22 protein-coding genes are annotated in these 25110 nt (G+C 75.0%); 8 read left to right on the plus strand and 14 right to left on the minus strand.

Annotated features, from left to right (window positions below):
- Positions 1 to 69 precede the first annotated feature (69 nt).
- The 3 genes from ABTY15_RS26750 (at position 70) to ABTY15_RS26760 (ending at position 2999) form a co-directional block, all read left to right on the plus strand.
- Positions 70 to 738 carry a hypothetical protein gene (locus ABTY15_RS26750; RefSeq protein ID WP_350600527.1) on the plus strand — a complete coding sequence of 223 codons (669 nt, stop codon included), beginning with the start codon at positions 70 to 72 and terminating at the stop codon, positions 736 to 738.
- Positions 739 to 876: 138 nt separating this feature from the next.
- On the plus strand, positions 877 to 1893 hold the full coding sequence (gene galE / locus ABTY15_RS26755; RefSeq protein ID WP_350600530.1) for a UDP-glucose 4-epimerase GalE: 1017 nt from the start codon (positions 877 to 879) through the stop codon (positions 1891 to 1893).
- Between the two features lie 89 nt (positions 1894 to 1982).
- The gene (locus ABTY15_RS26760; RefSeq protein ID WP_350600533.1) at positions 1983 to 2999 is read left to right on the plus strand and encodes an alpha/beta hydrolase; all 1017 of its coding nucleotides are present in this window, start codon (positions 1983 to 1985) and stop codon (positions 2997 to 2999) included.
- A gap of 88 nt (positions 3000 to 3087) precedes the next feature.
- Here ABTY15_RS26760 and ABTY15_RS26765 read toward each other — a convergent pair whose 3' ends face one another.
- The gene (locus tag ABTY15_RS26765; RefSeq protein ID WP_502893595.1) at positions 3088 to 3792 is read right to left on the minus strand and encodes a lytic transglycosylase domain-containing protein; all 705 of its coding nucleotides are present in this window, start codon (positions 3790 to 3792) and stop codon (positions 3088 to 3090) included.
- Positions 3793 to 4076: 284 nt separating this feature from the next.
- Here ABTY15_RS26765 and ABTY15_RS26770 point away from each other — a divergent pair, with 284 nt between their 5' ends.
- The 3 genes from ABTY15_RS26770 to ABTY15_RS26780 all read left to right on the plus strand — a co-directional run bounded on the left by ABTY15_RS26770 (position 4077) and on the right by ABTY15_RS26780 (position 7166).
- Positions 4077 to 4697: a DUF6542 domain-containing protein gene (locus tag ABTY15_RS26770; protein ID WP_350600535.1), complete on the plus strand. Its 621-nt coding sequence runs from the start codon at positions 4077 to 4079 to the stop codon at positions 4695 to 4697.
- On the plus strand, positions 4690 to 6306 hold the full coding sequence (locus ABTY15_RS26775) for an LCP family protein (protein WP_350600537.1): 1617 nt from the start codon (positions 4690 to 4692) through the stop codon (positions 6304 to 6306). The genes ABTY15_RS26770 and ABTY15_RS26775 overlap by 8 nt, the downstream gene beginning before the upstream one ends.
- A gap of 164 nt (positions 6307 to 6470) precedes the next feature.
- The gene (locus ABTY15_RS26780; RefSeq protein ID WP_350600540.1) at positions 6471 to 7166 is read left to right on the plus strand and encodes a signal protein; all 696 of its coding nucleotides are present in this window, start codon (positions 6471 to 6473) and stop codon (positions 7164 to 7166) included.
- A gap of 79 nt (positions 7167 to 7245) precedes the next feature.
- On the opposite strand, the gene ABTY15_RS26785 is transcribed toward ABTY15_RS26780, so the two are convergent.
- Positions 7246 to 8661 carry a DUF6777 domain-containing protein gene (locus tag ABTY15_RS26785; RefSeq protein ID WP_350600543.1) on the minus strand — a complete coding sequence of 472 codons (1416 nt, stop codon included), beginning with the start codon at positions 8659 to 8661 and terminating at the stop codon, positions 7246 to 7248.
- Positions 8662 to 8957: 296 nt separating this feature from the next.
- Here ABTY15_RS26785 and ABTY15_RS26790 point away from each other — a divergent pair, with 296 nt between their 5' ends.
- Positions 8958 to 10391 (plus strand): streptophobe family protein, encoded by a 1434-nt coding sequence (locus ABTY15_RS26790; protein WP_350600546.1) that lies wholly within the window; start codon positions 8958 to 8960, stop codon positions 10389 to 10391.
- Between the two features lie 21 nt (positions 10392 to 10412).
- On the opposite strand, the gene ABTY15_RS26795 is transcribed toward ABTY15_RS26790, so the two are convergent.
- The 4 genes from ABTY15_RS26795 to ABTY15_RS26810 form a co-directional block, all read right to left on the minus strand.
- Positions 10413 to 10787 carry a DUF1304 domain-containing protein gene (locus tag ABTY15_RS26795; protein ID WP_350600549.1) on the minus strand — a complete coding sequence of 125 codons (375 nt, stop codon included), beginning with the start codon at positions 10785 to 10787 and terminating at the stop codon, positions 10413 to 10415.
- Positions 10788 to 10875: 88 nt separating this feature from the next.
- Positions 10876 to 11850: a serine/threonine-protein kinase gene (locus ABTY15_RS26800; protein ID WP_350600608.1), complete on the minus strand. Its 975-nt coding sequence runs from the start codon at positions 11848 to 11850 to the stop codon at positions 10876 to 10878.
- 200 nt (positions 11851 to 12050) lie between these two features.
- Positions 12051 to 12665, minus strand: coding sequence for a hypothetical protein (locus ABTY15_RS26805; RefSeq protein ID WP_350600550.1), 615 nt, complete (start codon positions 12663 to 12665; stop codon positions 12051 to 12053).
- Between the two features lie 150 nt (positions 12666 to 12815).
- Positions 12816 to 15242, minus strand: coding sequence for an FHA domain-containing protein (locus ABTY15_RS26810; RefSeq protein ID WP_350600553.1), 2427 nt, complete (start codon positions 15240 to 15242; stop codon positions 12816 to 12818).
- Positions 15243 to 15421: 179 nt separating this feature from the next.
- Between ABTY15_RS26810 and ABTY15_RS26815 the strand changes: the two genes are divergently transcribed.
- Positions 15422 to 16771 carry an acyltransferase gene (locus ABTY15_RS26815; protein ID WP_350600555.1) on the plus strand — a complete coding sequence of 450 codons (1350 nt, stop codon included), beginning with the start codon at positions 15422 to 15424 and terminating at the stop codon, positions 16769 to 16771.
- An 18-nt stretch (positions 16772 to 16789) separates the two neighbouring features.
- Here ABTY15_RS26815 and ABTY15_RS26820 read toward each other — a convergent pair whose 3' ends face one another.
- The 8 genes from ABTY15_RS26820 to ABTY15_RS26855 all read right to left on the minus strand — a co-directional run bounded on the left by ABTY15_RS26820 (position 16790) and on the right by ABTY15_RS26855 (position 25072).
- On the minus strand, positions 16790 to 17575 hold the full coding sequence (locus tag ABTY15_RS26820; protein WP_350600559.1) for a DUF3050 domain-containing protein: 786 nt from the start codon (positions 17573 to 17575) through the stop codon (positions 16790 to 16792).
- A 21-nt stretch (positions 17576 to 17596) separates the two neighbouring features.
- The gene (locus ABTY15_RS26825; RefSeq protein ID WP_350600563.1) at positions 17597 to 18559 is read right to left on the minus strand and encodes an alpha-ketoacid dehydrogenase subunit beta; all 963 of its coding nucleotides are present in this window, start codon (positions 18557 to 18559) and stop codon (positions 17597 to 17599) included.
- On the minus strand, positions 18556 to 19563 hold the full coding sequence (locus tag ABTY15_RS26830; RefSeq protein ID WP_350600566.1) for a thiamine pyrophosphate-dependent dehydrogenase E1 component subunit alpha: 1008 nt from the start codon (positions 19561 to 19563) through the stop codon (positions 18556 to 18558). The genes ABTY15_RS26825 and ABTY15_RS26830 overlap by 4 nt, the downstream gene beginning before the upstream one ends.
- Entirely contained in the window at positions 19560 to 20474 is a 915-nt protein-coding gene (locus tag ABTY15_RS26835; protein ID WP_350600568.1) for a phytanoyl-CoA dioxygenase family protein, read from the minus strand. The genes ABTY15_RS26830 and ABTY15_RS26835 overlap by 4 nt, the downstream gene beginning before the upstream one ends.
- A gap of 31 nt (positions 20475 to 20505) precedes the next feature.
- Positions 20506 to 21492, minus strand: a complete 987-nt coding sequence (hppD, locus tag ABTY15_RS26840; protein ID WP_350600570.1) for a 4-hydroxyphenylpyruvate dioxygenase — start codon at positions 21490 to 21492, stop codon at positions 20506 to 20508.
- A gap of 42 nt (positions 21493 to 21534) precedes the next feature.
- A complete protein-coding gene (locus ABTY15_RS26845; RefSeq protein ID WP_350600573.1) occupies positions 21535 to 22791 on the minus strand; it encodes a beta-ketoacyl-[acyl-carrier-protein] synthase family protein in 1257 nt (418 codons plus the stop codon).
- A complete protein-coding gene (locus ABTY15_RS26850) occupies positions 22788 to 24407 on the minus strand; it encodes a class I adenylate-forming enzyme family protein (protein WP_350600576.1) in 1620 nt (539 codons plus the stop codon). Before ABTY15_RS26850 ends, ABTY15_RS26845 begins: the two co-directional genes overlap by 4 nt.
- 113 nt (positions 24408 to 24520) lie before the next feature.
- Entirely contained in the window at positions 24521 to 25072 is a 552-nt protein-coding gene (locus ABTY15_RS26855) for a hypothetical protein (protein WP_350600579.1), read from the minus strand.
- Between the last annotated feature and the right edge of the window lie 38 nt (positions 25073 to 25110).

The following is a 25110-nucleotide window of genomic DNA, read 5'->3' on the forward strand; positions in this document are numbered from 1 at the left end:
CACCACCCGGTGGCGGTCGCACCCGGTGCCACCGGCTCCCGCTCCCCACCCCCACGAGGTATGCCCGCCATGCGAACCCGTCCCCTCGCCGCCGCCGTCGCCCTCGCCACGGCGGCCGTCCTGTCGACCGCCATACCGGCCGCCGCGCACGGCGACACCGTCCACCTGGACCTCGCCGGCCAGCAGAACGGCCACGTCAGCACCGTCGCCACCTGGGAGAACGACCACGACCCGGTCACCGAGGGGTTCGCCGGCACGCTCTCCGCGACCTCGGCGGACGGGCGGGCGGTCGGCCCCTGGCGGCTGGTCGCCGTCCCGGGCAAGCCGGGGACGTACACCACCGTCGAGATCCTGCCGGCCGGGCACTGGAAGATCGTCGTCGACTGCGCGTTCCCCTCGCTCGGGCACGGGGAGGGCGAATTCGACGTGGACGCGGCGGTGATCAACGACCCCACGCTGCCGGTCGCCACCCCCACCCCGGCGCCGATCGGCCCGGCGCTGCCCACCGCGCCGACCACGTCCACCACGTCCGCTCCGGGCACGGCGACTGCCACCACCACCGCGACCGCCGCGCCGACCGCGAAGGCTTCGACCGCGGCGGTGGCCGCTGCCACCGGGGCCCCGGTCGCCCACGAGACCACCTCCGACGCCGCCACCTGGGCCGCCATCGGCACCGCCGTCGCGGCCGTCCTGCTGGTGGCCACCGGCTTCTGGCTCCGCCGCCGCTCCCGCCCCTGACCCGCCGGGCCCGGCCGTACGGAACCGGGCCCGGGCCACCCGGTCGCACCCGGGCGGGAACCATCGGGCCCGAACCGCCGTCCAAGGGATCACCGGGCATCACGGGACGCCCGGACGACCGCGAGGGAGTGTCCGCGCATGAAGAAGGTCCTGATCACCGGCGGCGCGGGATTCATCGGCAGCACGGTGGCCTCCACGCTGCTCGACCAGGGCATCACCCCGGTCATCCTCGACGACCTGTCGAAGGGCCGGGCCGAGTTCGTCGAGGGCCGCGTCTTCTACCAGGGCGACATCGTCGACGGCGCCCTGATCGACCGGATCTTCGCCGAGCACCCCGACATCGACGCCACCCTGCACTGCGCCGCGAAGATCGTCGTCCCCGAGTCGGTGGCCAAGCCGCTGTACTACTACCGGGAGAACGTCGGCAAGACCGTCGAGCTGCTGGAGAGCCTCCAGCGCAACGGCTGCACCCGCGTCGTGTTCAGCAGCTCCGCCTCCATCTACGCCGCCACCCCCGACGCCCGGGTCGACGAGACCTGCCAGGTCGACGCCGGCAGCCCGTACGCGCGGACCAAGCAGATGATGGAGCAGGTGCTCCAGGACTGGACCCGGGGCGAGGGCTCCGAGGGGCTGCGCGTCGTCTCGCTGCGGTACTTCAACCCGATCGGCGCCGACCCGCAGCTGCGCACGGGCCTTCAGGACCTCAACCCCACGCACGCCCTGGGCAAGCTGATCGAGGCCTACACCGACGGCACCCCGTTCACCATCACCGGCGTCGACTGGGACACCCGGGACGGCTCCGGCATCCGCGACTACATCCACGTCCAGGACCTCGCGGAGGCGCACGCCGCCGCGCTCGTCCGCTTCGACCAGGTGGTCGCCCCGGACGCCGCCGACCGCTACCGGGTCGTCAACGTCGGCACCGGCGACGGCACCACCGTCCGCGAGCTGGTCACCGCCTTCGAGCAGGCCGTCGGCGCCAAGCTCGACGTCCGCGAGGCCGGCCCCCGACCCGGCGACGTGATCGGCTGCTACGCGGTCTGCGACACCGCCCGCGAGCTGCTCGACTGGAAGGCGCAGCGCAGCATCGCCGAGGGCGTCGCCGACGCCCTCGCCTGGCGTGAGAAGTGGGCCGCCCGCCTCGCCTCCGCCTGACCGTCCCGGCCGGGGCCCGCGTGTCCGGGGCGCGCGGGCCCCGGCCGTGCCGCGTCGGTGCGGACCGTCCGTTCGAGAGGGGGGCGCTGATGAGTGCCGAGGGAATGCCGGTGGGGGAGGGCCGCGAGGCGGCGGCCCGGCCCGCGCCGGCGTTGGACCCGGAGCTGCGGGCCGCCCTCGCGGCCCTCGGGCCGGCGGCGCGGGAGCCGGTCACGCCGGAGGGCCTGGCGGCCCTGCAACGGCGGGACGCCGAGGCCCGGCCGAGGCCCACGCTCGACGAGCTGCGGGCCGACGGCCGGTTCGACGTGACGGAGCTGTGGGCGACGGGCCCCGACGGGCGGGACGTCCGGCTGGTGAGCGCGCGGCCGGCCGGGGTCGCCGGGCCGCTGCCGCTGCTGTACTACCTGCACGGCGGCGGGATGATCATGGGCAACGCCTGGTCCGTCCTGCCCCGGGTGCTGCGCGAGTGGGCCCTGCCGCTGAAGCTCGCCGTGGTCTCCGTCGAGTACCGGCTGGCGCCGGGCACCCGGTACCCGGGTCCGCTGGAGGACTGCTACGCCGGGCTGGCCTGGGCGGCCGGGCACGCCGCCGAGTTGGACGTCGACGCGGACCGCATCGTGCTCGGCGGGAAGAGCGCCGGGGGCGGCCTCGCCGCGGCCCTCGCCCTGCTGACCCGCGACCGCGGCGGGCCGGCGCCGATCGGCCAGCTGCTGCTCAGCCCGATGCTCGACGACCGCAACGACACCTTCTCCGGCCACCAGATGGCCGGCCGCGACACCTGGGACCGGACCTCCAACGCCACCGCCTGGCAGGCCCTGCTGGGCGACCGGTACGGCGCCGCCGACCTGCCGCCCTACGCGGCCCCCGCCCGGGCGACGGACCTCGCCAGGCTGCCCCCGGCCTACCTCGAGGTCGGCTCGGCCGAGACCTTCCGCGACGAGGTGGTGGCCTACGCCGACGCGCTCTGGCGGGCCGGCGGCGCGGCCGAACTGCACGTCTGGCCGGGCGCCTGCCACGGCTTCGACACCCTCGCCCCGGGCGCGGTCCTCAGCCAGGACGCCCGGGACGCCCGCACCCGCTGGCTCCGCCGACTCCTGGGGCGGTGACCGACTTCCTCGGGTGGTGACCGACCCGGCTGCGGGGCCGGCGTGCTCGCGTCGTCCGACAGTTGACGACTGACCGGCGAACGCGCGACTACTGCACCGCGGTGCCGGACTTGGCCCAGTTGTCGTGCAGCCGGTCGAGGTAGGACTGCGCCTGCGGGCCGATCCTGACCCCGCGGGCGAACGCCAGCATGTTGCCCGCCCCGGCGTTGTAGCCGAGGGCCAGCAGCTCGTCCTGGTTCAGCGGCGCCGAGGGGTGCGCCGGGAGCTGTGCGGCGAGGTCGTGCAGGTGCCAGGCGGCGGCCTGGACGGCCAGGTTGCGGTCGTCCGGCAGCTCCTCCCACTGGCGGGCGGCGAACGGGCGGCCCGGCTTGGTGTCGTCGAAGGCGGCACGGTGCATGTTGGCGATGCCGAAGGAGGCGTCGGGCTTGCTGCGCTGCCAGGCCCGTTCGAGCTCGGGGTCGTGCGGCTTGTACGACTCGTTGTAGAGGATCGCCATCAGCAGCTGCGGGTTGACCCCCGCCTCGGCGGCGTACCGGCGGACCGGCGCGGCGTAGTCGGCCGGGTCGTACCGCCCGGACGGGTTCGACGGCGCGGCGCTCGACGGTGACCCCGTCGACGGCGCGGCGGTGCCGGCGGGGGAGGGGGCGGACGGGGAGGCCGCCGCGGTGGGGGAGGCGGCGGAGGGCGCCGCGCCCGAATCACCGCCGCCGCGCGCCAGACCCCCGACGACCGCGACCACGACCAGGGCCGCCAGCCAGCGCCCCCAACGCGGCCCCTTCTGCTCCTCGCTCACCGCTGCGACCCCTCCCCGTCCGCCCGTGACGGCGTTCGATCCTCGTACTGATGATCGTGCTCCGGTGCAGGCTACTCGGCCGGCTTCCGGTGACCCTGTCCGTGAGGCTCTTCGGCCTCTCCAACATGGTGACGCTCCGCTCCTCTGGCGCGTTCCTGATGGTGAGCCGATGACTTTGCTGGAATGGGGTGATGCTTCCTATTCTCTACAGAAGTGTAGAAATTGGGCACTGTCGCCAGGACGGGATCACGTCGCGGCAGCCGAATCGACCGAGGGAAGTGCGCATGGCCGGGCAGCGGGCGAGAACGCCGTACCAGGAGGCGGGACCGCGCACCGACGACGCCGCCGTCCCCGCGCAGCGCTCGCGAGTGGCGGAGGCGGCGGCGGACGGGGTGGCGGAGGCGGCGGACACGACGGCCGCTGTCGGACGCCCCGCCGCGCGCGCCGCCCAGCGGGCCGGGACCGCCCGGCGGCGGCCGCAGGCCCGGCGGCACGGTGGCAGCCCGCCCGTCCTGCTCGCCGCACTCGGCCTGCCCGTCCTCGGCGGCGTCGCGGACGAACTCGGCGGCCCCGGCGTCGGCGGCCTGTTCGCGATCGGTGCGGTCCTCGGGACGGGCCTCGCGGCATGGCTGTGCAGCCGGCGCGGCCGCTGGTGGGTCGTCACCGCCGCGCCGGTCGTGGTGCTGGGAGCGGCCTCCGGCATCGAATACCTCTGGCACCACGACGCGTACCAGGGCAAACAGCTCGGCACCGGCGCCATCCGGTGGGTGGTCGGAGCGTTCCCGGTGATGGCGACGGCGGTGACGGCCGCACTGCTGGTCGTCGGCGTCCGGGCCGCGCTCGACCGGCGCCGGCCGCCGGACGGCCGTGCCGACCGGCCCGAGCGAAGGAGTCGTCGTGGCTGAACGCACCCGCCGCCCCCGGGCCCGCACCCCGCGCCGGAACGCGGCCCCGCGCGGCACCGCCCCGCTCGCCGTCGCCGGGCGCGGCCTGGCCTGCGTCGTGTCGGTCGCCGTCCTCGGGGCCAGTGGCTTCACCTGGTACGAGTACCGCAGCCTCGACGACGGCATCACCAAGTCCGACGCGCTCGACGAGGCCCGGCGGAACGCCCCGCCGCACCTCGACAAGTCGGTCAACCTGCTGCTCATCGGCCTCGACAGCCGCAAGGACATGGACGGCAACGACCTGCCCAAGCAGTTCGTCGAGGACGAACTGCACGCCGGCTCCAGCGAGATCGGCGGGTACAACACCAACGCCCTGATCGTCCTGCACATCCCGGCCAACGGCGGCAAGGTCAGCGCGCTGTCCGTCCCGCGTGACGACTACGTGCAGACCGTCGGCGCCGACGGCAAGATGCACAAGATCAAGGAGGCCTACGGGATCGCCAAGGAGGCCGCCGAACAGAAGCTCGCCGGCAAGGGGCTCTCCAAGGCGGACCTGGAACGGCAGAGCCGCGAGGCCGGGCGCTCGGCCACCATCCAGACCGTGCAGAGCCTGCTGAACGTTCCGATCGACCACTTCGCCGAGGTCAACCTGATCGGCTTCTACGACATCGCCAAGGCCGTCGAGCCGATCCAGGTCTGCCTCAACCACCCGGTCGACGATCCGATCACCGCCCGCACCGCGACCCACGAGGGCGGCGGCACCGGCCTCAAACTCCCCGCCGGCATCAGCTCCCTCGACGCCGCCCAGGCGCTCTCCTTCGTCCGCCAGCGCCACCACCTCACCAACGGGGACCTCGACCGCACCCACCGGCAGCAGGCGTTCATCTCCTCCGTCGAGTACAAGCTCAAACAGCAGGGCATCCTCAACGACTTCGGCCAGATGCAGAAGCTCTTCGGGGTGGTGAAGAAGGACGTCGTCATCGACAACCAGTGGAACATCCTCGACTTCGCCCAGCAGGCGCCCAACCTCACCGGCGGGAACGTGGAGTTCAACACGCTGCCGATCAGCGGGTTCAAGAACGTCGGGGGGCAGGAGGTCAACACCGTCAACCCGGAGCTGATCAAGAAGATCGTCCGGCAGCTCTTCAACCACGAACCGGCCCCGGCCCCGGCCGCGGTGCCCGGCGCGACCGGCGACCCGGGCGACTCCGCCGCCCCTGCTGCGACCCCGACCCCCGGCCCCACCGCCTCGCCCACCGCGGCCAAGGCCGTCGTGGACGTCAACGCCACGGCCGGCGCGGGCGCGGCCGCCGCCGAGTCCAAGGCCCTCACCGACCTCGGGTACCAACCCGGCAAGATCGGCGACGCCCCCGGCAAACCCCGTACCACCACCGTCGGCTACGGCACCGGCGCCAAGGCCGACGCCCAACAACTCGCCACCCGCTACGGCGTCACCGCCACCCCCGGCGCCGGCGTCGCCCCCGGCCACATCCTCGTCACCCTCGCCCCCACCCGCACCCCCGGCCCCAGCCCCACGCCCGGCGCCCCACCCCCCACCGCCGACCCGACCCCCGACCTCCCCATGCAGGGCCCGGCGGTGAAGGCGGGCGGCATCCCCTGCGTCGACTGAGCGGAGGGGGAACGGAGTTGGGTCCGCTGGCGCCTGCGCGGACGGCAGCGGGCGGGGTGGCTTCGGTGGGGGTGAACCGCCTGCTCATCGCCCCGCCCGCGGGTGGTTTCGGCCGCCCGGAAATTCCGTCGGGCCCCGTTCCGTCTCCCCGTACACTCCCGATCATGAAGCTGAGACGACTGGCCGTGCTGTGCGTCGGCGCCCTCGCCCTGACGGTGGCCTGTACGAGCTCTCCCGGGCCGGCTCCGTCGCGCACCCCCGGTGCGGCGCGCGGTGCGGTGGCCGCCTCGCCCTCGGCGGACGACGAGTCGCCCGAGCCGAGCCCGACGGTCGCGGTGCACGCCCTGACCTCGGCGGAGCTCCAGTCGCAGTGGTGGAGCTGGGCCGCGGCGGCCGCGGAGAACCGCAGTCCGGTGCTGGACCAGGACGGCCACCTGTGCGGGGAGGGGCAGAAGGACGGGATCTGGTTCCTCGCGGGGACGACCGGCGGTCCGGCCAAGCGTTCCTGCACCGTGCCGATCGGGGTCCCGGTGGTGTTCCCGCTGGTGAACGTGTTCGGCACGTCGTCCCAGTGCCTGGACTTCATGGACACGGCCAAGGGCGGCGCGGTGCTGGACGGCAAGCAGCTGACCCCCGAGCCGCTGCCCTCGACCCCGATCCGGATGTACACGGGTGAGGGCAACCCGTTCACCGGACGCCAGGACAGCATCAACACCTGGTCCTGCGGGCTCTGGGTGCGGCTGGACCCGCTCACGCCCGGCAGCCACGTGCTGAGCTTCCACGGCGAGTCCGGCGACTTCGCCACGGCCGTGGACTACCGGCTGGAGGTCGCCAAGCCGACGCCCACGGGAGCGACCTGACGGACCCCACGGGACGTGCCGCTGCCACCGGCCGTCGGGGCCGGTGGCAGCGGGGGTGAGCGGCGGGAACGGGGGTCCGTCAGGTCGCCGAGGTGGTCGCCGTGGGGCACGGCGTCAGGGTCGTCGGGCTGGGCGGCGAGCCGGTGGCGCAGGTCGGCGTCGCGGTGGGTGTCTTCGGGATGGTGGTCGTGGCGGCCGGCGACTTGGTGATGGTCGTCTTGCTGGCGCTCGCGGACGTCGACGACGGGGCCGAGCTCGTCGTGGTCTCGGACGGCGAGCCGGAGGTCGTCGTCGAGCCCGAGGTCGTGGACCCGGACGTGGTGGACCCGGAGGTCGTCGAACCCGAAGTCGTCGCACCGGACGTGGTCGCACCGGACGTGGTCGCACCGGAGGTGGTGGCCCCGGACGTGGTGCCCGAGGTCGTGGTCGTCGGCGACGACGTGGACGGCGGCATCTTCGACGGCGGCGGAACGCCGGGCGCCAGCGGCCCCTTGGGCGGTTCGGTCGCCTTGTCGACCACCTTGATCTGCCCGGTGAGCCGGGCGAACCAGCCGGCCGTCTCGACGTTGACCAGGATGAGCTCGGAGACCGGCTGCGGCGCCGCCACCACGATGATCACCGTGGTCGGGTGGAAGCCGGGCCAGGGCTTCCCGACGTACTTGGCGTTGGTCTCCAGCTTCGGCGCGTTCAGCGGGTTGCCGCAGGCGCAGCGCACCCGGGGCACGCCCTGGGCGTCCACCAGCACGGCGGTGCCGGCCTGGAGTGCGGACTGGTACTCGACGACCGCGCCGCTCTTGTAGTTGTGGTTGGTCACCCGGGTGTCCACCCGCAGGTAGGCCGAGGTCAGCGAGCGCAGGTAGGACGGGATGTCGCCCTGGCTGATGCCCGCGGCGGACGCCCAGGCGCGGCCCTTGTCCCCGGCGGAGACCATCGTGATCAGCCGTTCGGTGTCACAGCTGGGCTTGGACATCGTCCCGGCGTACACCCCGGCGGAGGTGCCCTGCACGCTGTGGATGGCGGTCGCGCTGGCGCTCGTGGCCCCGCCCTTGCTGGTCTGTGCGGGCTGCTGCGCCTGGGTGGTCGCGGGGGCCGGCGCGCTGACGCCCTGGGTTTCCACCGAAGGGGTGAACGCGTCCGGTCCGGGGTCGGAGGCCGCGGCCAGCGCGACCTCGTTGGGGCCGGGCGTCGCCTGGTTGTTGTGGCTGCTCTGGTTGTTGACGATCAGCACGGTGGCGGCCACGGCCACCGCCAGCGTGCCGGCGGCCAGCGCGATGCCCCGTCCGGAGCGCCACCAAGGGGTGCGCGGTTCGCGGCCGGAGCCTCCCGAAGGGGGGCCGCCCGGTCCGGGCGGCCCGGAGGGCGGCGGCGGGACGGACGGCGGTCCGGCCGCGCCGCCGCCGGAGGGGCGGCCGGCCAGCGGGCCGGACGGCGGGCCGGACGGGGGGCCGTAGGGCGGCTCGCTCGGCGGGCCGGACGGGGGCGGTTGGGAACTCATCGAGGCTCCGTTTCGCAGGCGGCCGGCGTGGAACGGCCGGCACGGGAAGCTCCTGCCACTGGGTTCCATTTCTCCCCCGGCCGCCCACGTGCCGCAACAGCAGGTGGAGGCGGCGTCGCCGAGCGTGCCCGCCGGGCGTCGGCCACTCTGGAACCCCGGGACCGCCCTGGACCCCCGGGCCGATCCGGACTCCCGGGCCGATCCGGATCCCCCGGATCCGTCCCGGCCCCCCGGGACCGTCCCCGAAACCCCGAGGACCCCGTCGCGCCCGGGCCCCGACCCACCGAGGAGGCGGCATGCAGCAGGCCACGACCGGGGCCACCGGCCCGCCCGGCGCCGTGCGCGGCTGGCTGGACGCGCTCGCCGTGGTGCTGGCCGGGTTCGCCGCGATGGCGGCGGTCGCCGCGCTGGGCCTCTGGCTGGCCGGGGCCGACGACCTCCCGGGCGGCGGCTTCCCGTCCGTGGTGGCCGCGACGGTGGCCCTGGCCGTCGGCGGCTCCGTCCAACTCGACGGCGGCGCCGGGCACTTCGCCGAGGTGGACGCCGGGATCAGCGCGATGCCGCTGTCCGTCGGGCTGGTCGGCGCGGTGGCGATGGCCGAGGTGTTCCTGCGTCAGCTGCGCTTCCGCGCCGTGACGGGCGGCGGTGAACTGCTCGGCCGGATCGCCCGGACGGCGGTGCTCTGGCTGGCCGCCCTCGCCCTGCTCGTGCTCGGCGCCCGGCACACCTTCGTCGTGCCGCTCGGCAACGACCTGGTGCAGTCGCTCGGCGGCGCGCTCGGCCTGACGCCGGAGGTCGGCTTCCACGCGGACGGGCCGAGCACGATCGGGATCGGGCTGGCCTGGCTGCTGATGGTGCTGGCCGGCACCTTCGCGGTGTCCCGGCGGGCGCCGCTGCCGCGCGCCCTGCTGCCGTACCAACCGGCCGTCCGCCCGGCCGCGTTCGCGCTCTGGCTGGTGCTGCTGGCGTACGTGGCGATCGGCGTGGTGGCGGGGGTGGTGACCGCGCTGGTGCACGGCAACGCCCGGCAGACCATGGCCGTGCTGCTGCTCGTTCTGCCGAACCTGGTGTGGCTGGCCTTCGGGGTGGGGCTGGGCGCCGAGTGGCAGGGCCACCTCACCGGCGCGATCGGCCTGCCGGTGCCCAAGCCGCTGGCCGAGGTGCTGCGCGCCCCGGACGGCAAGGAGGCCACGATCAGCCTCGGCACCCTCGCCGAGCAGGACGCGCGCAGCTGGTGGCTGCTGCCGATCGCCGCCGTGCTGCTGCTCGCGGCCGGGTTCCTGGCGGCGTACCGCTCACCCCGGACGGTCCGGCTCTGGCAGCACGCCCTCCGGTTCGCGCTGGCCACCGCTGTGACCGTGCTGCTGATCGGCCTCTGGACCCGGGTGGACGCGAACTACGGCCTGTCGGTGCTCGGGGTCGGAATCGGCCAGGGCGGCCTGGGCGACCTGCTCGGCAGTGTGCTCGGCGGCGCCAACCCGCTGGCCGGGCTGGGCAACGGCAGCCTGACGCTGAGCCCGGTGCTGTGGAAGGCGGTGCCGCTGGCGGCGGGCTGGGGCCTGGTGACCGGGTGGCTGGGCGCGCTGCTCGCCACCCGCGCCGGGCGCCGGGGCGAGGTCACGCCCGCCGCCCCGCGGGGGCCGGCCGCCCCGCCGTCGCCGCCTTATCCGCCGCCGCCCGTTCCGCCGCCGTCCCCGCCTCCGCCGCCGTCCCCTCCGCCGAACGGGTGAGAGCGCCGGCCGACGGACCGCTCAGAACACCTCGGCCAACAGGACCACCGCCGCCGGCACCGCCTGGCCCAGCGCGCCGCGCCACAGCTTCGGCTCGGAGGCGAACAGCGTGACCCCGCCGGCCAGCATGAACGCCGCGACGTACGTGATCACCGCCCGCCCGTCGCCCGCGTGCCCGGTGTGCAGCAGGACCAGCCCCGCGACCAGGCCGAGCGCCAGGAACAGGTTGTAGAAACCGACGTTGAACCGCCACAGCCGCACCTCCGGCGCGTCCGCCGTGCTGCCGGTGAGCAGGTAGCGCACCCGGGGATGCCCGTACAGGAAGCTCTCCAGCGGCCACACGACGAGGTGGATCGCGGCGGCGAGCATCGCGAAGACCTGGCTGACGGCGTTCATGGGCGGCGGCTCCCTCGGACGGCCCCTCGGACGGTCCCTCGGACGGCGGTGGATCCCGCGGTGGCGGGCCCGCGCGGCGCGGCGGGCCTCACCACCGCGGCGGGTGCACGACCGGGCCGGCCCAGGCGGGCGGCTCGGGCACGGTGCTGCGGGCGGCGACCGAGGGGACCACCTGGGTGGGCGGCCCGGCGCTGCGCCACGGCCCGGCCGGGTCGCCGCGGCCCGGCAGCAGGGCGACGGCCGCGCGCAGCTCGGCGACGAACTGCAGGCAGCTGCCGTACCGGTCCTCGGGGGCCTTGGCGAGCGCCCGGGCGACCACGGCGTCGAGGGTGGCGGGCAGGTCGGGGCGGTGCTCGCGCACGGTCGGCGGCGGGTCGTTGAGCTGGGCCCAGAGCAGTGCGAGGTTGCTCTCCCGGCGGAACGGCGGGGTGCCCGCCAGCATCTCGAAGACGACGCAGCCGAGGCTGTACTGGTCGGAGCGCCCGTCCAGCGGGCGGCCGGAGATCTGCTCGGGCGCGGCGTAGTCGAGCGTGCCGACGATCTGGCCGACGCTGGTCAGCCCGCTGAGCGACAGCGACTTCTTGGTGAGCCCGAAGTCCGCCAGGTACAGGTGTTCGGGGTGCTCGCTGTCCGTCCCGGCGGCGACCAGCACGTTGCCCGGCTTGACGTCCCGGTGGACGAGGTCGTGGTCGTGCGCGGCGTCCAGCGCGGAGCCGATCTGCAGGGCGAGCCGGGCGGCCCGCTCGGCCGGGAACGGGCCGTCCCGGTTGATCAGGGAGCGCAGGTCGCCGCCCTCGACGTAGCGCATCGCGATGAACAGGATGCCCTCGTGCTCACCGGCCTCGAACACCGGGATGATGTGCGGGTGGTCGATCGCGGCGGCGGCCTCGGACTCGTGCATGAACCGCTGCCGGAACACCTCGTTGCGGGCGAGCTCGGGGGCCAGCAGCTTGACGGCGACGGTCCGGCCGAGGCGCAGGTCCTTGGCGCGGTAGACGACGGCCATGCCGCCGCGCCCGATCTCGCCCTCCAGCCGGTAGCCGGCCACCTTCCGGCCGACCATGCCGGACGGCAGGCTGGGCGAGGACAGGGTTCCGGGCACCTGCCCGGACGCCGGTCGCGCGGCCTGCTCGGGCGCCGGACCCTCCGGCGCCGGTCCCGGGGGCCCCTCCGGCAGCGGCCCCGAGGGGTGCCCGGGCCCCGGCCCGGAGGGGGGTCCGGGCTTCGGTTCGGGGGGCTTCGACGCCCCCGGCTCCCGCGGGATCACGAGCCGACCACCCAGGTGGGCGCATTCGGGCCGGGACCAGGACCAGGACCGGGACCGGCGGTCGGGCGGGGCGAGGGCCCGGGCGGCGTCGAGGGCCGGGGAGCGGCCGGGCGCACCGGCGCCGGGGAGGGCCGGTCGGTGGCCGCGTACGTCTGGAGCTGGAGGCCGTCGCAGTAGCACCAGCGGTCGTGCACCGGGTCGAACACCCAGAGCGCCTCGCCGTCCACGACCAGGCCGACCCGCAGACCCCGGGCCACCTCGCGGAAGGACTCCAGGTCCAGGGTGCCCGCCGCGAGGTCCTCCAGCAGGGCGCGGTAGCGGGCCAGCGCGGCCTCGGCCTCGGCGAGGGCGGGGCGCGGGTCGGCGGTGCGGGCGGGCGGGCCGCCGGCGGCCGGCGGGGTGTCCGGGAGGGTGATCAGCAGGCGGCCGTCCACCCAGGTGGTCCAGCCGTTGGAGCAGAGCACCTGTGCCCAGTCGCCCTGCTGCGCGAGCAGCCGCACCGGGAGCAGCGCGTCCAGCCGGGCCGAGGGCCGGGCCGGGTCCGGCGCCGCCCAGGTGGCCATCCCGGCCGGTGGGGCGACGTGGGTGGGGCGGAACGCGAACTCTTCCATGGGCGGCTACATTTCCTCCGCCGCGCCAGCCGCGGCTGCGCGCGGTGATCGGCGCGGCACTCGCGCCACAGGTCGGTTTCCACTCTACCGGCGGCGGGTCGCGCCGACCCGCCGCGCTGCTCGCGCATGATCGCGCATGATCGCGCCGCGCTACCTGCGCATGATCGCGGGCTCGTGCCGCCGCAGCAGGGCCAGCACCATCAGCCCGTACGCCGCGGAGAGCGCGGGCAGCATCACCACGCTGATCAGCCAGCCGGTCCGCTGGGGCCGGAACATCGGGTCGGAGGTGATCTTGAGGACCGGGTTGAGGCTGTGCAGGTCGACCGTGCGGGCCATCGCCGCCAGGCCCCAGCGCGAGGGGATCAGCCAGGCCAACTGCTCCAGCCCGGGCACGCCGTGCAGCTTGAGCATCAGGCCGCTGAAGACGATCTGCGCCACCGAGAGCAGCACCAGCAGCGGCATGGTGGCCTCCTCGCGGTCCACCAGCGCCGAGACCACCAGCCCGAGCATCATCGCCGAGAAGGCCAGCAACGCGACCGCGATGATCAGTTCGGGCAGCACCGGCATCACGACGCCGGTCGTCGAGGCCGCGGCTCCGGTGGCCGGCGGCGTCCCGGCGGCACCGGGCGGGACGGTCCCGGGCGCGGGCGGCGCCGGTGGCGAGAGCTTCACCCCGGCCAGGCCGACCACGGTCAGCACCGCCGCCTGACCCACCGTGACCGTGCCGAGCACCACCACCTTGGACACCAGGTACGCCGATCTGGACAGCCCGACCACCCGTTCGCGCCGGTAGATCGCCCGCTCCTTGACCAGCTCGCGCACCGAGTTGGCCGAGCCGGTGAGCAGGCCGCCGATGCAGAGCGTGAGCAGGCAGTTGATGGCGTTCTCCTGGGTGAGGTGCGTGCCCGCCATCACCCGGCACATCAGGCCGATCACGAACGGCAGCACCACCATGATGGTGAGGAACAGCCGGTCCGCGGCCAGCACCGCCGCGTACCGGCGCACCAGGGTGCCGAGCTGGGAGAACCAGCCCTGCGGCTTCTCCCGCCCGATCGACGGACCGAGCTCGGGGGCGGCGGCCGGCACCGGCGCGGGCACCTGGGCCGCCGTCCCGGCCGTCACGTAGCGCTGGTACTGCGGGGAGGTGCGGAAACGGCTCTGCCAGGCCTCGTGGTCCTCGTTCTCGAACGCCTCGAAGGCCTCCGGCCACTCCTCGAAGCCGAAGTAGGCCAGCGCCTCGCCGGGCGGCCCGTAGTAGGCGGTGCGGCCGCCGGGGGCGAGCACCAGCAGCCGGTCGCAGACGTTCAGGCTCAGCACGCTGTGCGTCACCACGACCACCGTGCGGCCGTCGTCCGCCAACCCGCGCAGCATCTGCATCACCGACCGCTCCATGCCCGGGTCCAGGCCGGAGGTCGGCTCGTCGAGGAAGAGCAGCGAGGGCTTGGTGAGCAGCTCCAGCGCGACGCTCACCCGCTTGCGCTGGCCGCCGGAGAGACTGGCGATCACCTGGTCGGCCCGGCTGTCCAGGCCCAGCTCGTGGATCACCTCGGCGACCCTGGCCTCCCGCTCGTGCTTCGCGGTGTCGCCGGGGAAGCGCAGTTCGGCCGCGTAGGAGAGGGCGCGGCGGACGCTCAGCTGGGTGTGCAGGATGTCGTCCTGCGGCACCAGGCCGATCCGGCGGCGCAGCTCGGCGTAGTCCCGGTAGAGGTCGCGGCCGTCGTACAGCACGGTGCCCTCGTCGGCGGGGCGCAGCCCGGTGAGCGCGTTGAGCAGGGTGGACTTGCCGGCGCCGCTGGGCCCGGCCACCGCCAGCAGCGCCTTCTCGGCCAGCGGGAAGCTGACGTCGTCCAGCAGGACCCGGTGGTCCGGGCCGACCCGGACCACCAGGTGCTGGACGTCCAGGGAGACCTCGCCGGTGTCGGTGTACTCGACGAGGCGGCCGTCGGCGAGGCAGAGCGCGGAGTGCCCGATGCCGACGATGTCGGCCGGGCCGACCGGCGCCTGGCGGATCCGGCGGCCGTTGAGGTAGGTGCCGTTGTGGCTGTCCAGGTCGACGATCTCGTGGCCGCCGTCGGGCAGTTCGCGCAGCTCGGCGTGGTGCCGGGAGACCACCAGGTCGTCCAGCACGAGGTCGTTGTCGTGCGAGCGGCCGATCCGTACGGTGTGGCCGGGCAGCTGGAGCACCGAGCTGGGGGCGCGGAAGGTGCCGGAGCTCTGCGGGGCGACCAGGGACGGGCGCTCGCCGGGCGCGGGCCGCGGCAGGCCGGCGAAGGTCGCGGACGGGCCGTCGGCGGGGTCGCCGAACCGCAGCCGGGTGCCGGGCCCGACGTCCTCGCTGCTCACCCGGTGGCCGTCGTCGTAGGTGCCGTTGGTGCTGCCGACGTCCTCCAGCTCCCAGTGGCCCTCGACGGCGTGCAGCACGGCGTGGTGCCAGGAGACCCGGGGATCGTCCAGGACGATCTCGCTGGTCGGGTCGCGGCCGACGTGGTACGACCGGCTCGGGTCGATCAGTTGCGAGTCGGTGTCGGTGACCAGGACGAGGGGCGGCGCCGCGGGTGCGCCTGGGCGCTCTCCCATGCTGCGCAGTCTATCGCCGGTGCCGGGCGGCGGCCCGTCCGGACGGGTGCGCCGGGGCCTCCCGGACCAGGGACCGGCGGCCTCCCGAATCCCGCGATTGGACTGGACCACTGGATCCGCGCGGCACTATCGTTCGGCGTGCCCGCACGCCACCCGCCGACCACCCGGGGACGGAACGCATGAGCACCTGGCCGCAGTTGCGCCGCTCCCGAGTCGTCAGAGCCGGTCGTGCGCCCGGCACCGTGCTGCGCTGCGGCCTGATGGACACCATGCTCGCCGACCTCGCCGTCTCGGTGGTCCTCTGCTTCGAGCAGCCCCTGGACGAGGACCGCCTCGCCGCCGGACTCGCCCGCGCGCTCGACCGGGTGCCGGTCTTCGCCGGGCGGCTGCGCACCGAGGGGGACGTCCTCGAGGTCGTCTGCGACGACGCCGGGGTGCCGTTGGAGGAGTACACCGTGGACGGCACGCTCGCCGAGGCGATGGGCCGGGCCACCGCCGCCGGGTCCGGGCTGGTCGACCCGGTGGACGCCCCGGCCGCGCGCACCGGCGGCCGCCCGCTGCTCACCGTCCGGGTCACCCGCACCGCCGACGGCGGCACCGTGCTCGGCTGCTCCTGGCACCACGCGATCGGCGACCTGCACAGCTTCATGCTATTGCTGCGCGCCTGGTCGGCGGCGGTCGAGGGAGCGGACCCGGCGCCCGCCGAACTGGTCCGGGACCAGGACACGTTGCTGCGCCGGGTGCTGCCCGCCGAGGACTGCGGCCGGCCCGGCTTCCGGCTGCCCGGGGCGGCGGAGGCCGAGCTGCTGGCCCGGGAGGTGGCGGCCGGTCCGCGCGCCAACCGGATCGTGCAGATCTACTTCGCCGACGCCGAAGTCGAGCGGATGCGCACGGAGTTCAGCGCGGCGGCGGGCCGCCGGCTCTCCGCCGGGGACGTGCTCTGCGCCCATCTGCTCGCCACCCTGCGGGAGTTGGACGGCGACGGGGCCGAGCGTTGGCTGACCGTCCCGGTCAACGCCCGCCGCTGGCTGGGCCTCTCACCCGACCTGGTGGGCAATCTGCTGAGCGAGGTGCACCTGCCGTACCGGCCGGCGGACGGGCCGGCGGCGCTCGCGGGCGCGCTGCGGAAGGCGGTCGAGGAGTTCCCGACCGCCCACCTCAACCTGCGGACCAACCTGGACTTCCTGGCCGCGCTGGGCCCGGCCCGGCTGCGCGACTGCGTGCCGCTGGGCTTCGACCCGGCGGCCCGCCGGTTCAGCTTCTCCAACTGGAGCCGGTTCGGCGTCTACCGGCTCCGGTTCCAGGGGCAGTCGCCGGTGCTGTTCGGCCCGGCGGCCAACTACCCGCTGCCGTGGGTCTGCTGGACCGTCGAGGGGTTCCACGGTGCCGGTCTGCTGAGCACCGTGGTGCTGCCGGCCCGGCTCGCCGCCCGGGTGCGGGGGGCGGCGGGCCGGGCCGCGCTGCACCGCTTCCGGGTGGCGGCCGACGAGCTGCCCGCGCCGGCCGCCACCCTGGCGAAGATCCTCTGATGACGGTCTGACGAACCGTCAGAAGGCCTGCTCGATGGCGGTCCAGAGCTGCACCCGGGCCCGCAGCGCGGTGCGGACGGTCTCGGCGCAGGAGTCCCACTTGGCCTGGTCGTCGCCGCACAGGTCGATCAGCATCTGCATCGCCATCGGGGTGTGCTGCTCGCCGTCCACCTCGATGTGCCGGGCCAGGTAGTCCTTGAAGACGGTGAGCACGCCGTCGGGGTCGTCGATGCCGACCACCTGGGCGAACATGTCCGGGATCAGGTCCTCGCGGCCGAAGGCGAAGGCGGCGGCCCGGCAGTGCACCGGCGCGTTCTCGATGATCGACCAGGTGGTGCCGGTGAAGTCGGCGGCGGCCTGCGGGACCCCGGCGGCCTTCAGCGCCTCCGGCACGGCGGTGCCGGTGCCCAGCAGGGCCAGGAACTCCTCCACCGGGCGCGGGTCGGCGCCGGCCTGCCGCATGCCCTCGACGTACAGCTCGAAGTGGCTGGTGTAGCCCTCGCCGAGCTCGTCGCTCTCCTCGACCAGCACGATCTCGTTGATCAGCCGGCGGCTGGCGGTCGGGCCGTTCGGGACCCACGGGACCTCGACGCAGGTGAGGTCGCGCTGGAGGCTCTTGAGCAGCGACATGAAGTCCCAGACGGCGAAGACGTGCGAGTCCAGGAAGGTGCGGACCCGCTCGATGCTGCTCAGCCCGCCGTAGACGGTGTGCTGGACGACCTCGCGGCGCAGCGGGTCGATGGCCTGCTGGAGGCTGGTCAGGCCGGGGTGCGAACGGTCCCAGTGGTAGCGGTTGTTGGACACGGAACTCCCTTGTTCTGTCTGTTACTTGAGGACGGCGTAGAGCGCGTGGCGGAGCTGCTCGCGGCTGGGTTGCAGGGCGCGGTCGAGGGCGGGGGCGAACGGCAGGACGGCGCCGTCCGGGCGGGTGATGCGGCGGGGCGGGGCGATCAGGCGCATGGACTCGGCGGCGGTGGCCAGCACCTCCGCGCCGAAGCCGCAGCTGCGGTTGGAGTCGTCGAACACGACCAGCCGGCCGGTACGTTCGAGCGAGGCGGCGAGCGCGGCCCAGTCCACCGGATACAGCGTGCGGGGGTCAAGGACTTCGACCGAAACGTCCTCGGCGACCTCCTCGGCCACGGCGAGCGCGTCGTGCACCAGGTGCCCGACGGCGACCACGGTGACGTCGGTGCCGGGCCGGTGGATCCGGGCCCGCCCGAGCGGGACGGGATCGAGCTCCCAGGTGACGGTCTCGCGGACCGCCAGCGCGGCGGCCGGGGCGAAGACCACCACCGGGTCCGGGTCGCGGATCGCCGAGCGCAGCAGCCCGTAGGCGTCGGTCGGGGTGGCGGGCACGACGGTCTTCACTCCGGCGTGCGCGAACAGGCTGTACGGGTGGTCGGAGTGCTGGCCCGCCCAGCCGTCCCGGGAGCCCGAGCCGGGCACCAGGCAGGTCAGCGGCACGCTCGCCTGGCCGCCGGTCATCAGCGAGAACTTGTGCGCCTGGTTGACGAGTTGCTCGAAGACCAGGAACAGCAGCGAGGGGATCTGGAACTCCAGCACCGGCCGCCGCCCGGCCAGCGCGGCGCCGATCGCCATCGCGGTGAAGGCCTGCTCGGACAGCGGGGTGTCGACGATCCGGCCGGGCCCGAACCGGTCCAGCAGGCCGAGCGTGGGCCCGGCCAGCCCGGCCCCGATGTCCTCGCCGAACACGCAGACCGACGGGTCCCGGGCGAGTTCGTCGACGAGCGCCCGGTTGAGCGCCTTGGTGTACGAGAGGCGGGTCATGCGCTCGCCCCCGCCCGGGGGCGCAGCCCGTCGGCGTACAGGTGGTCCAGCGCGCCGGCCGGGTCCGGGTGGGCCGAGGCGAGCGCGAAGTCCTCGGCGGCGCCGAGCTGCCGGGCGACCTCGACGTCGAGCCCGGCGGCGACGGCCGGGTCGAGCAGGGCGGCGGCCCGGGGGAGCGGGTCGCGCTCGCGCCAGGCCTCGACCTCCTCGGGGGTGCGGTAGCGGGTCCTCATCCGGCGTTCCATGGTGTGGTGGCCCTCGTAGCGGTAGGTGCGGCACTCCAGGAAGCCCGGGCCGCCGCCGCTGCGGGCCCGTTCGACCGCGCGCTGGGCGGCGGCCCGGACGGCCTCGGTGTTCATCCCGTCGACCTGCTCGGCGGGGATGCCGAAGGCGGCGGCCCGGCCGGTCGCGCTGCCGGCGACGGCGGTGGCGGCGGGCAGGGTGGTCGCGTAGCCGTTGTTCTCGCAGACGAACACCACCGGCAGCCGCCAGATCGCCGCCAGGTTGAGGGATTCCAGCAGCACGCCCTGGTTGAGCGCGCCGTCGCCGAAGAAGGCCACCGCCACCCGGCCGTCCCCGGCCTGCCGGGCCGCCCAGGCGGCGCCGACCGCGATCGGGGCGCCCGCGCCGACGATGCCGTTGGCGCCGAGGATGCCCAGCGACAGGTCGGCGGCGTGCATCGAGCCGCCCCGGCCGGCGTTCAACCCGTCGACGCGGCCGGTGAGTTCGGCGAGCAGCCGGTCGGGGGCGGCGCCCCGGGCGAGCACGTGGCCGTGGCCGCGGTGGGTGCTGGTGAGCCGGTCGGCGGGGCCGAGCGCGGAGCAGACGCCGACCGCGACGGCCTCCTGCCCGATGTACGGGTGGATGCCGCCGGGGACGGCACCGGCCTTGACCAGGCCGAGCGCCAGTTCCTCGAAGCCGCGGATCAGCCGCAGCATCCGGTAGCGCTCGGCCAGGGTCTCCAGCGGCGCCGGTGCGCTGCCGGGGGCGGGCGGGGTGGTCACAGCGCGCCCCGCCAGAGCGTCGGGCAGAACTGCGGGTCGGCGTAGTCCGGGCGGTCGTCGGCGGTGCGGCGGACCAGCACGTCGTGGTTGTAGACCACCGGGGCGCCGTCCGGCCGGGTGTGTCCGCGGTACGCGTTGGCGCCGTCCTGGAGGTGCAGCGAGACGGCCCGGCGCGGGAAGTCGGCCAGGTTGGGGCCGCTGCCGTGGTAGGTGCGGCAGTGGTGGAAGCTCATGTGCCCGCGCGGGATGAGCATCGGGATCCGGCGCACCTGCTGCCCGTTGTGGGCGGCGTTGGCGGCCAGGATGCCGTCCAGTTCGGAGCGGTCGCGCTCGGCGAAGTGCCGGGTGGAGTCCTCGCCGGAGTCCAGCTCCCGCCAGCGGTGGCTGCCGTCGACCATGGTGATGGTGCCGTTCTCCTCCCGGCAGTCGTGGAAGGGGATGAAGGCGGTGAGCATCTCCTCCGAGGTGGAGGTCTGCCAGTAGTGCTTGTCGAAGTGCCAGGGCACCTGGTTGCTGGGCTCCCCGGGCACCGGCGGCTTGTAGATCAGGGTGGCCTGGAAGATCCGGATCTCCTCGGCCCCGGCGAGCAGCGCGGCGACCGCGCCGACCAGCGGCTTGCGCAGGATCGCGCCGATCGCGTCGCTCTCGTAGTGCACGTAGTCGTTGTGCCGCTGGACGGGCCCGTGCGAGGGCTCCCAGGCGGCCAACCTCGGCGGGCGGACGGGCAGTTCGCGGTCGCGGTGGCCGGCGTAGTACAGCTCGGTGGCGGCTTGCAGGGCGTCCAGCTCCTGGTCGGAGAAGAGCCGGCGGGACAGGTACCAGCCGTGCTCCCGGTAGTGGGCCACCTCCTCGGGGGTGGGCAGCAGGGCGCGTTCGGCGTCGGTGAGGCGGAACTCGGCGACGGTGGTCATGGGGTGGGGCCTGCCTCTCGGGTGCGGTCGGTCAGACGGCGGCGGCGGAGCTCTGCCGCTCGATGGCCTCGTACAGGGCCTTGATGTTCGCGGTACCGAAGGTGCCCGCGCCCTGGCGCTCGATCAGCTCCAGGAAGAAGGTCCGGCGGGGGTGGGTGGAGCGGGCGAAGATCTGGAACAGCTGGCCGCCGTGGTCCTGGTCGACCAGTACGTGCAGTTCGCGCAGGGTCTCCACCGGGATGGTGGTCGCGCCGAACCGCTCGGCCAGGACGTCGAAGTAGGCGCCCGGGGTGCTCAGGAACTCCACGCCCCGGGCGCGCGCGGCCCGTACGGCGGTGGCGATGTCCTCGGTGCGGAAGGCGAGGTGCTGCACGCCGGCGCCGTCGTGCGCGGCCAGGAACTCGTCGATCTGGCCGGGGCGGCGGCCGGTGTCCGGCTCGATCAGGGTGAAGGTGACCTCGCCGGAGGCGCTCTGGACGACGCTGGAGTCCATCGCCTGTTCGCCGACCTCGATGTACTCGCCGAAGATCCGGTGGAAGCCGAGCGCGGCCTCGCAGAACCGTACGGTGTCGGCGAGTTGGCCGGCAGGCACGCAGATCGCGACGTGGTCGAGGGCGTCCAGCAGGCCCGCCGCGCCCGGGCGTCCGTCCGTGGGCTGCGGGACGAAGCGCAGGGCGGTGTCGCCGAAGCCGGCGATCAGGCCGCCGGCGCGGTCCAGCACGCGGGCGCCGTGCCGTTCGGCGCGCTCCAGGGCGGCCTGCGGGTCGGTGCAGCCGAGCGCGAGCACGGCGACGCCGTCCCCGTGCCGGGCGACGAAGCCGGCCACCGGGTGGCCGGGGTCGGCGGCGGAGGTCAGGTGCATCCGGATGGTGCCCTGGTGGACCCGGACGGTACGGGCGCCGTCCGGTGCGGCCGCGGCGACGTCGGCGCTGAAGCCGAGGTCGGCGCAGAACCCGGCCGCCGTCTTGTCGGCGTCCGCGCAGTGGTACTCGACATGGGTGATGGACTGGATGGACAACGGGATCTCCCCCCGGAGGGATGAAGGACGGGGAACGGCGCGCTACCTGACGGCCCGGGTCGACGCCCGGCCGAGGATCAGGCTGAGGTTGTGGCCGCCGAAGGCGAAGGCGTTGCTCAGCGCGGCGCGCACCGGTGCGGACCGCGCCGTGCCCCGGACGTGGTCCAGGTCGCAGGCGGGGTCGGGATCGGTCAGGTTGAGCGTCGGCGGCAGCGTCCCCCTCGCCACCGCCAGGGCGGTCACCGCCGCCTCCAACGCGCCTGCGGCGCCCAGGAGATGGCCGGTGGCACCCTTGGTGGAGCTGACCGCCGGGGGCCGCCCGCCGAAGACGGCGTGCAGCGCGGCGGTCTCGGCCACGTCACCGAGCCTGGTGCCGGTGCCGTGGGCGTTCACATAGTCGATGTCCTCGGCCGCCAGGCCCGCGTTGGCGAGCGCGGCGCGCATGGCGTCGGCGGCGCCAGCGCCGTCCGGCCGGGGCATGGTCGGGTGGTGGGCGTCGGTGGAGGCGCCCCAGCCGAGCACCTCGGCGTACCCGGCGGCGCCCCGGGCGTCCGCGTGCGCGGCACTCTCCAGGACGAGGACGGCGCTGCCCTCGCCGAGCACGAAGCCGTTGCGGCGGGCGTCGAACGGTCGACTGGCCTGCTCCGGCTCCGTCCAACCCTGCGCCAGCGCACGGGCGTTGGTGAAGGCGGCGGCGATCGTCGGGTGCAGCGAGGACTCGGTGCCGCCGCACACCACCACGTCCGCGTCGCCCGAGCGGATCAGCCGCAGCCCCTCGGCCACCGCCTGGGCGCCGGCCGCGCAGGCCGTCACCACCGCCGAACTGTAGCCGCGGATGCCGTGCTTGATGGCGATCCGGGCGGTCGCCATGTTGGAGAGCATGCCCGGCAGCAGGTACGGGCTGACGCCGGGGCGGCCGCGCTCCAGCCGGCGGTGCGACTGCTGCTCGAAGGTCTCCAGCCCGCCGCCGCCGGTGGCCAGCACCACCGCGGTGCGGTGCGGATCGGCGCCCTCGCCGACCACCAGGCCGGCGTCGGCGAGCGCGTCGTCGGCGGCGGCGAGGGCGAGCAGGACGAAGCGGTCCACGCAGCGGGTCTCGGTGGGCGGCAGCACCTCCCGGCCGTCCACGGCGGGGGCGATCCCGGCGACGGACAGCCAGCCGTGCGCGGGGTGGCCCTCGGGGACGGCGCGCAGGCCGGAGCGCCCGGCGGCCAGCGCCTCGAACACCTCGGCGGGCTTGCGGCCCAGCGGCGAGACCAGGCCGATCCCGGTGACGACGGCGCCCTCCCGTGCGGTCATCGGGCGGCCACCGAGTCCAGGTACCGCCGGCGCAGCAGCACCTTGCGGACCTTGCCGGTCGGGCCGAGCGGGATGTCGTCCCCGGAGACCACCAGGACCTGGCGGACGGTCGCCGCGGCGGCCTCGTCCAGGGCGGCGACGACCTGCTTGCTGCGGTCGGCCGCCGGGTCGGCGTCCGTGGCGAGGATCAGCAGCACGTCGGTGACCACCCGCTCGCCGTCGCGGACCGCGACCACCGTGCAGTCCGCCACGTCCGGGCAGGCGGCCAGCACCCGCTCCTCCGACATCGCGGTGAACAGCCGTTTCCCGTCGCCGAGTTCGACCGAGTCGACGGCCCGGTCGACGTGGTAGTAGTAGCCGTCCTCGTCCCGGTACATCAGGTCGCCGGTGAGGAAGCGGCCGCGGATCCTGGTCCGGAAGGTGGTCGCCGAGTCGTTCCAGTAGCCGAGCGCCAAGGTCGGTGAGGAGGTGGCGAGTTCACCGACCTCGCCGGGGCCGAGCGGTTCGCCGTCCGGGCCGACCACCGCGCAGTCGACGAACGCGTGCGGGCGGCCGACGCAGCGCCCGTAGCGCTCGGTGCCGGGGCCGTGGGTGATGAAGAAGTGCGAGTGGCCCATCTCGGTGGAGCCGAGCCCGTCCACGAACAGCGAGCCGGGCTCCCGGGTGCGGCCCGCGCGGGTGACGGTCTCCCGGCTGCCGGTGGCGATCAGCCGGCGGATGTGCACCTCGTGCGCACAGTCGCCGGTGTTCCACCAGAGTGCGACGGAGTCCAACTCCCGGGCGGCCAGGTCGTGGTGGGCGAGTTCGGCCCAGGTCGCGGCGAAGCCGACCACGCCGGTGGGCCGCCAGCGCTCGATCGCGTCCAGCACCCCGGCGCCGGACTGCCGCGAGAGCACGGCGAGTCGGGTGTGTGAGCTCAGCGCGAGGTTGACGGCGATCAGGGTGGCCGCGTGCGGGGCGGGCAGCGCGCTGAGCATCCGCTCCTGGCCCTGCGGGCGGGGCAGCCGCGACCGGTGGCGGATCGCCGCGTACAGGCCGGCGTGCGAGTGGACGACGGCCTTGGGCATGCCGGTGGTGCCGGAGGAGTGGGTGATCGCCACCGGGTCGCCGGACCAGTGCCGGTACGGCGGCGGGGCGTCCTCGGGGTCGCCCTGGGCGAGCTCGGCGATCGGGGGGAGCAGCCGTGCGCCCTGGTCGTGGCCGCGCAGCCCGGCCTGGCGCTCCGGGTCGGCGAGGACGCCGGCGGCGCCGAGCCCGGCGATGTAGCGGGCGGCCCGTTCGCCGTCCAGGTTGGGGTTGAGCAGGGCGGGGATCGCCCCGAGCCGGGCGAGCGCGAGGAAGGCGAGCACGTGGTGGGCGGCGTCGCCCGCGTAGACCACCACCGGGTCGTGCCGGGTGATGCCGAGGCCGTGCAGGGCGGCGGCGCGGGCGCGGACGGCCCGGTCGAGCTCGCGGACGGTGAAGGGCTGCCAGGCGGCGTGGTCGTCGACCGGGGTGTCGAAGGTGATCAGCGGCTCGTCCAGGCCGAGGCCGAGCGCGAGGCGGGCGGTCAGCACGTTTCCGGCGCCGACGTCCGGGTCGTCCGCGAGTCGGGTGCGGATACTGCGGATGGTCACGGTGGTGGATCCCTCCCTCGGGGCCGGGAACGGCCCGGGCGGCTGATCGGATGGCGGGGGTGTGCCGGCGGGTGCGCAGAGGTGGCGGGCGCCGGATGGCGGCGGCGGAGGCCTCAGTCGGTGACCAGGACGGCCACTGCGAACTCGCCCGTGCTGTCGGGGTGTTCGGGGCTGTCCGAAGCGCCGGCGGCGGGGTCGGCCGGCTCGGCGGCGATCACCAGGACCTGGTCGGCGTCGCCGTCCGCGAGGAGCAGCGCCGCGAGGCCGAGCGCGTCCGCGGGGACCTGGCCGGGTACGGCCCCGGCCGGGCTGATCGCCACGACGGGGCCGGTCAGGCCCCAGCGGGCGGCGATGTGCCCGAGGACGGCGTTCGGGTTGGACTGGAAGAACAGCAGCGGCGCCATCCGGCGGCCGGGCCCGGCGCCCTGGTCGATGGCGCGTGCGGTGGCCAGGTCGCCGCTCGCGCTGGCCAGCAGCAGGGCGGTCCGCCCGGGGGCGGGCGCCTCGCCGTGGTGGGCGCGCAGGCAGCGCTCGGCGGCGTCGGCGACCATCGGGTTGAAGCCGGAGGCGGCGAAGCCGGGCAGGGGTGGCGGTGGGCCGGGGTGTCCGGGGTCGGGCCAGTGGGCCTCGGCGAGGACGCGCAGCGGGGTGGTGTCGGTGGTCATGGTGTGGGTGTCGGGGTCGTGGGCGGAGGCGGGCGGCC

This window comes from Kitasatospora sp. NPDC097643, assembly GCF_040302625.1.
In the GTDB taxonomy this organism is placed as follows: domain Bacteria; phylum Actinomycetota; class Actinomycetes; order Streptomycetales; family Streptomycetaceae; genus Kitasatospora.

Bases quoted from the DNA above. Each gene is read 5' to 3' on its own strand.
- galE (WP_350600530.1), top strand. From the start codon at position 877: ATGAAGAAGGTCCTGATCACCGGCGGCGCGGGATTCATCGGCAGCACG.
- ABTY15_RS26785 (WP_350600543.1), bottom strand. From the start codon at position 8,661: ATGAGTTCCCAACCGCCCCCGTCCGGCCCGCCGAGCGAGCCGCCCTAC.
- ABTY15_RS26795 (WP_350600549.1), bottom strand. From the start codon at position 10,787: ATGAACGCCGTCAGCCAGGTCTTCGCGATGCTCGCCGCCGCGATCCAC.
- ABTY15_RS26760 (WP_350600533.1), top strand. From the start codon at position 1,983: ATGAGTGCCGAGGGAATGCCGGTGGGGGAGGGCCGCGAGGCGGCGGCC.
- ABTY15_RS26805 (WP_350600550.1), bottom strand. From the start codon at position 12,665: ATGGAAGAGTTCGCGTTCCGCCCCACCCACGTCGCCCCACCGGCCGGG.
- ABTY15_RS26855 (WP_350600579.1), bottom strand. From the start codon at position 25,072: ATGACCACCGACACCACCCCGCTGCGCGTCCTCGCCGAGGCCCACTGG.
- ABTY15_RS26845 (WP_350600573.1), bottom strand. From the start codon at position 22,791: ATGACCGCACGGGAGGGCGCCGTCGTCACCGGGATCGGCCTGGTCTCG.
- ABTY15_RS26790 (WP_350600546.1), top strand. From the start codon at position 8,958: ATGCAGCAGGCCACGACCGGGGCCACCGGCCCGCCCGGCGCCGTGCGC.
- ABTY15_RS26835 (WP_350600568.1), bottom strand. From the start codon at position 20,474: ATGACCACCGTCGCCGAGTTCCGCCTCACCGACGCCGAACGCGCCCTG.
- ABTY15_RS26815 (WP_350600555.1), top strand. From the start codon at position 15,422: ATGAGCACCTGGCCGCAGTTGCGCCGCTCCCGAGTCGTCAGAGCCGGT.
- ABTY15_RS26825 (WP_350600563.1), bottom strand. From the start codon at position 18,559: ATGACCCGCCTCTCGTACACCAAGGCGCTCAACCGGGCGCTCGTCGAC.
- ABTY15_RS26750 (WP_350600527.1), top strand. From the start codon at position 70: ATGCGAACCCGTCCCCTCGCCGCCGCCGTCGCCCTCGCCACGGCGGCC.
- ABTY15_RS26810 (WP_350600553.1), bottom strand. From the start codon at position 15,242: ATGGGAGAGCGCCCAGGCGCACCCGCGGCGCCGCCCCTCGTCCTGGTC.
- ABTY15_RS26800 (WP_350600608.1), bottom strand. From the start codon at position 11,850: ATGGTCGGCCGGAAGGTGGCCGGCTACCGGCTGGAGGGCGAGATCGGG.
- ABTY15_RS26780 (WP_350600540.1), top strand. From the start codon at position 6,471: ATGAAGCTGAGACGACTGGCCGTGCTGTGCGTCGGCGCCCTCGCCCTG.
- ABTY15_RS26770 (WP_350600535.1), top strand. From the start codon at position 4,077: ATGGCCGGGCAGCGGGCGAGAACGCCGTACCAGGAGGCGGGACCGCGC.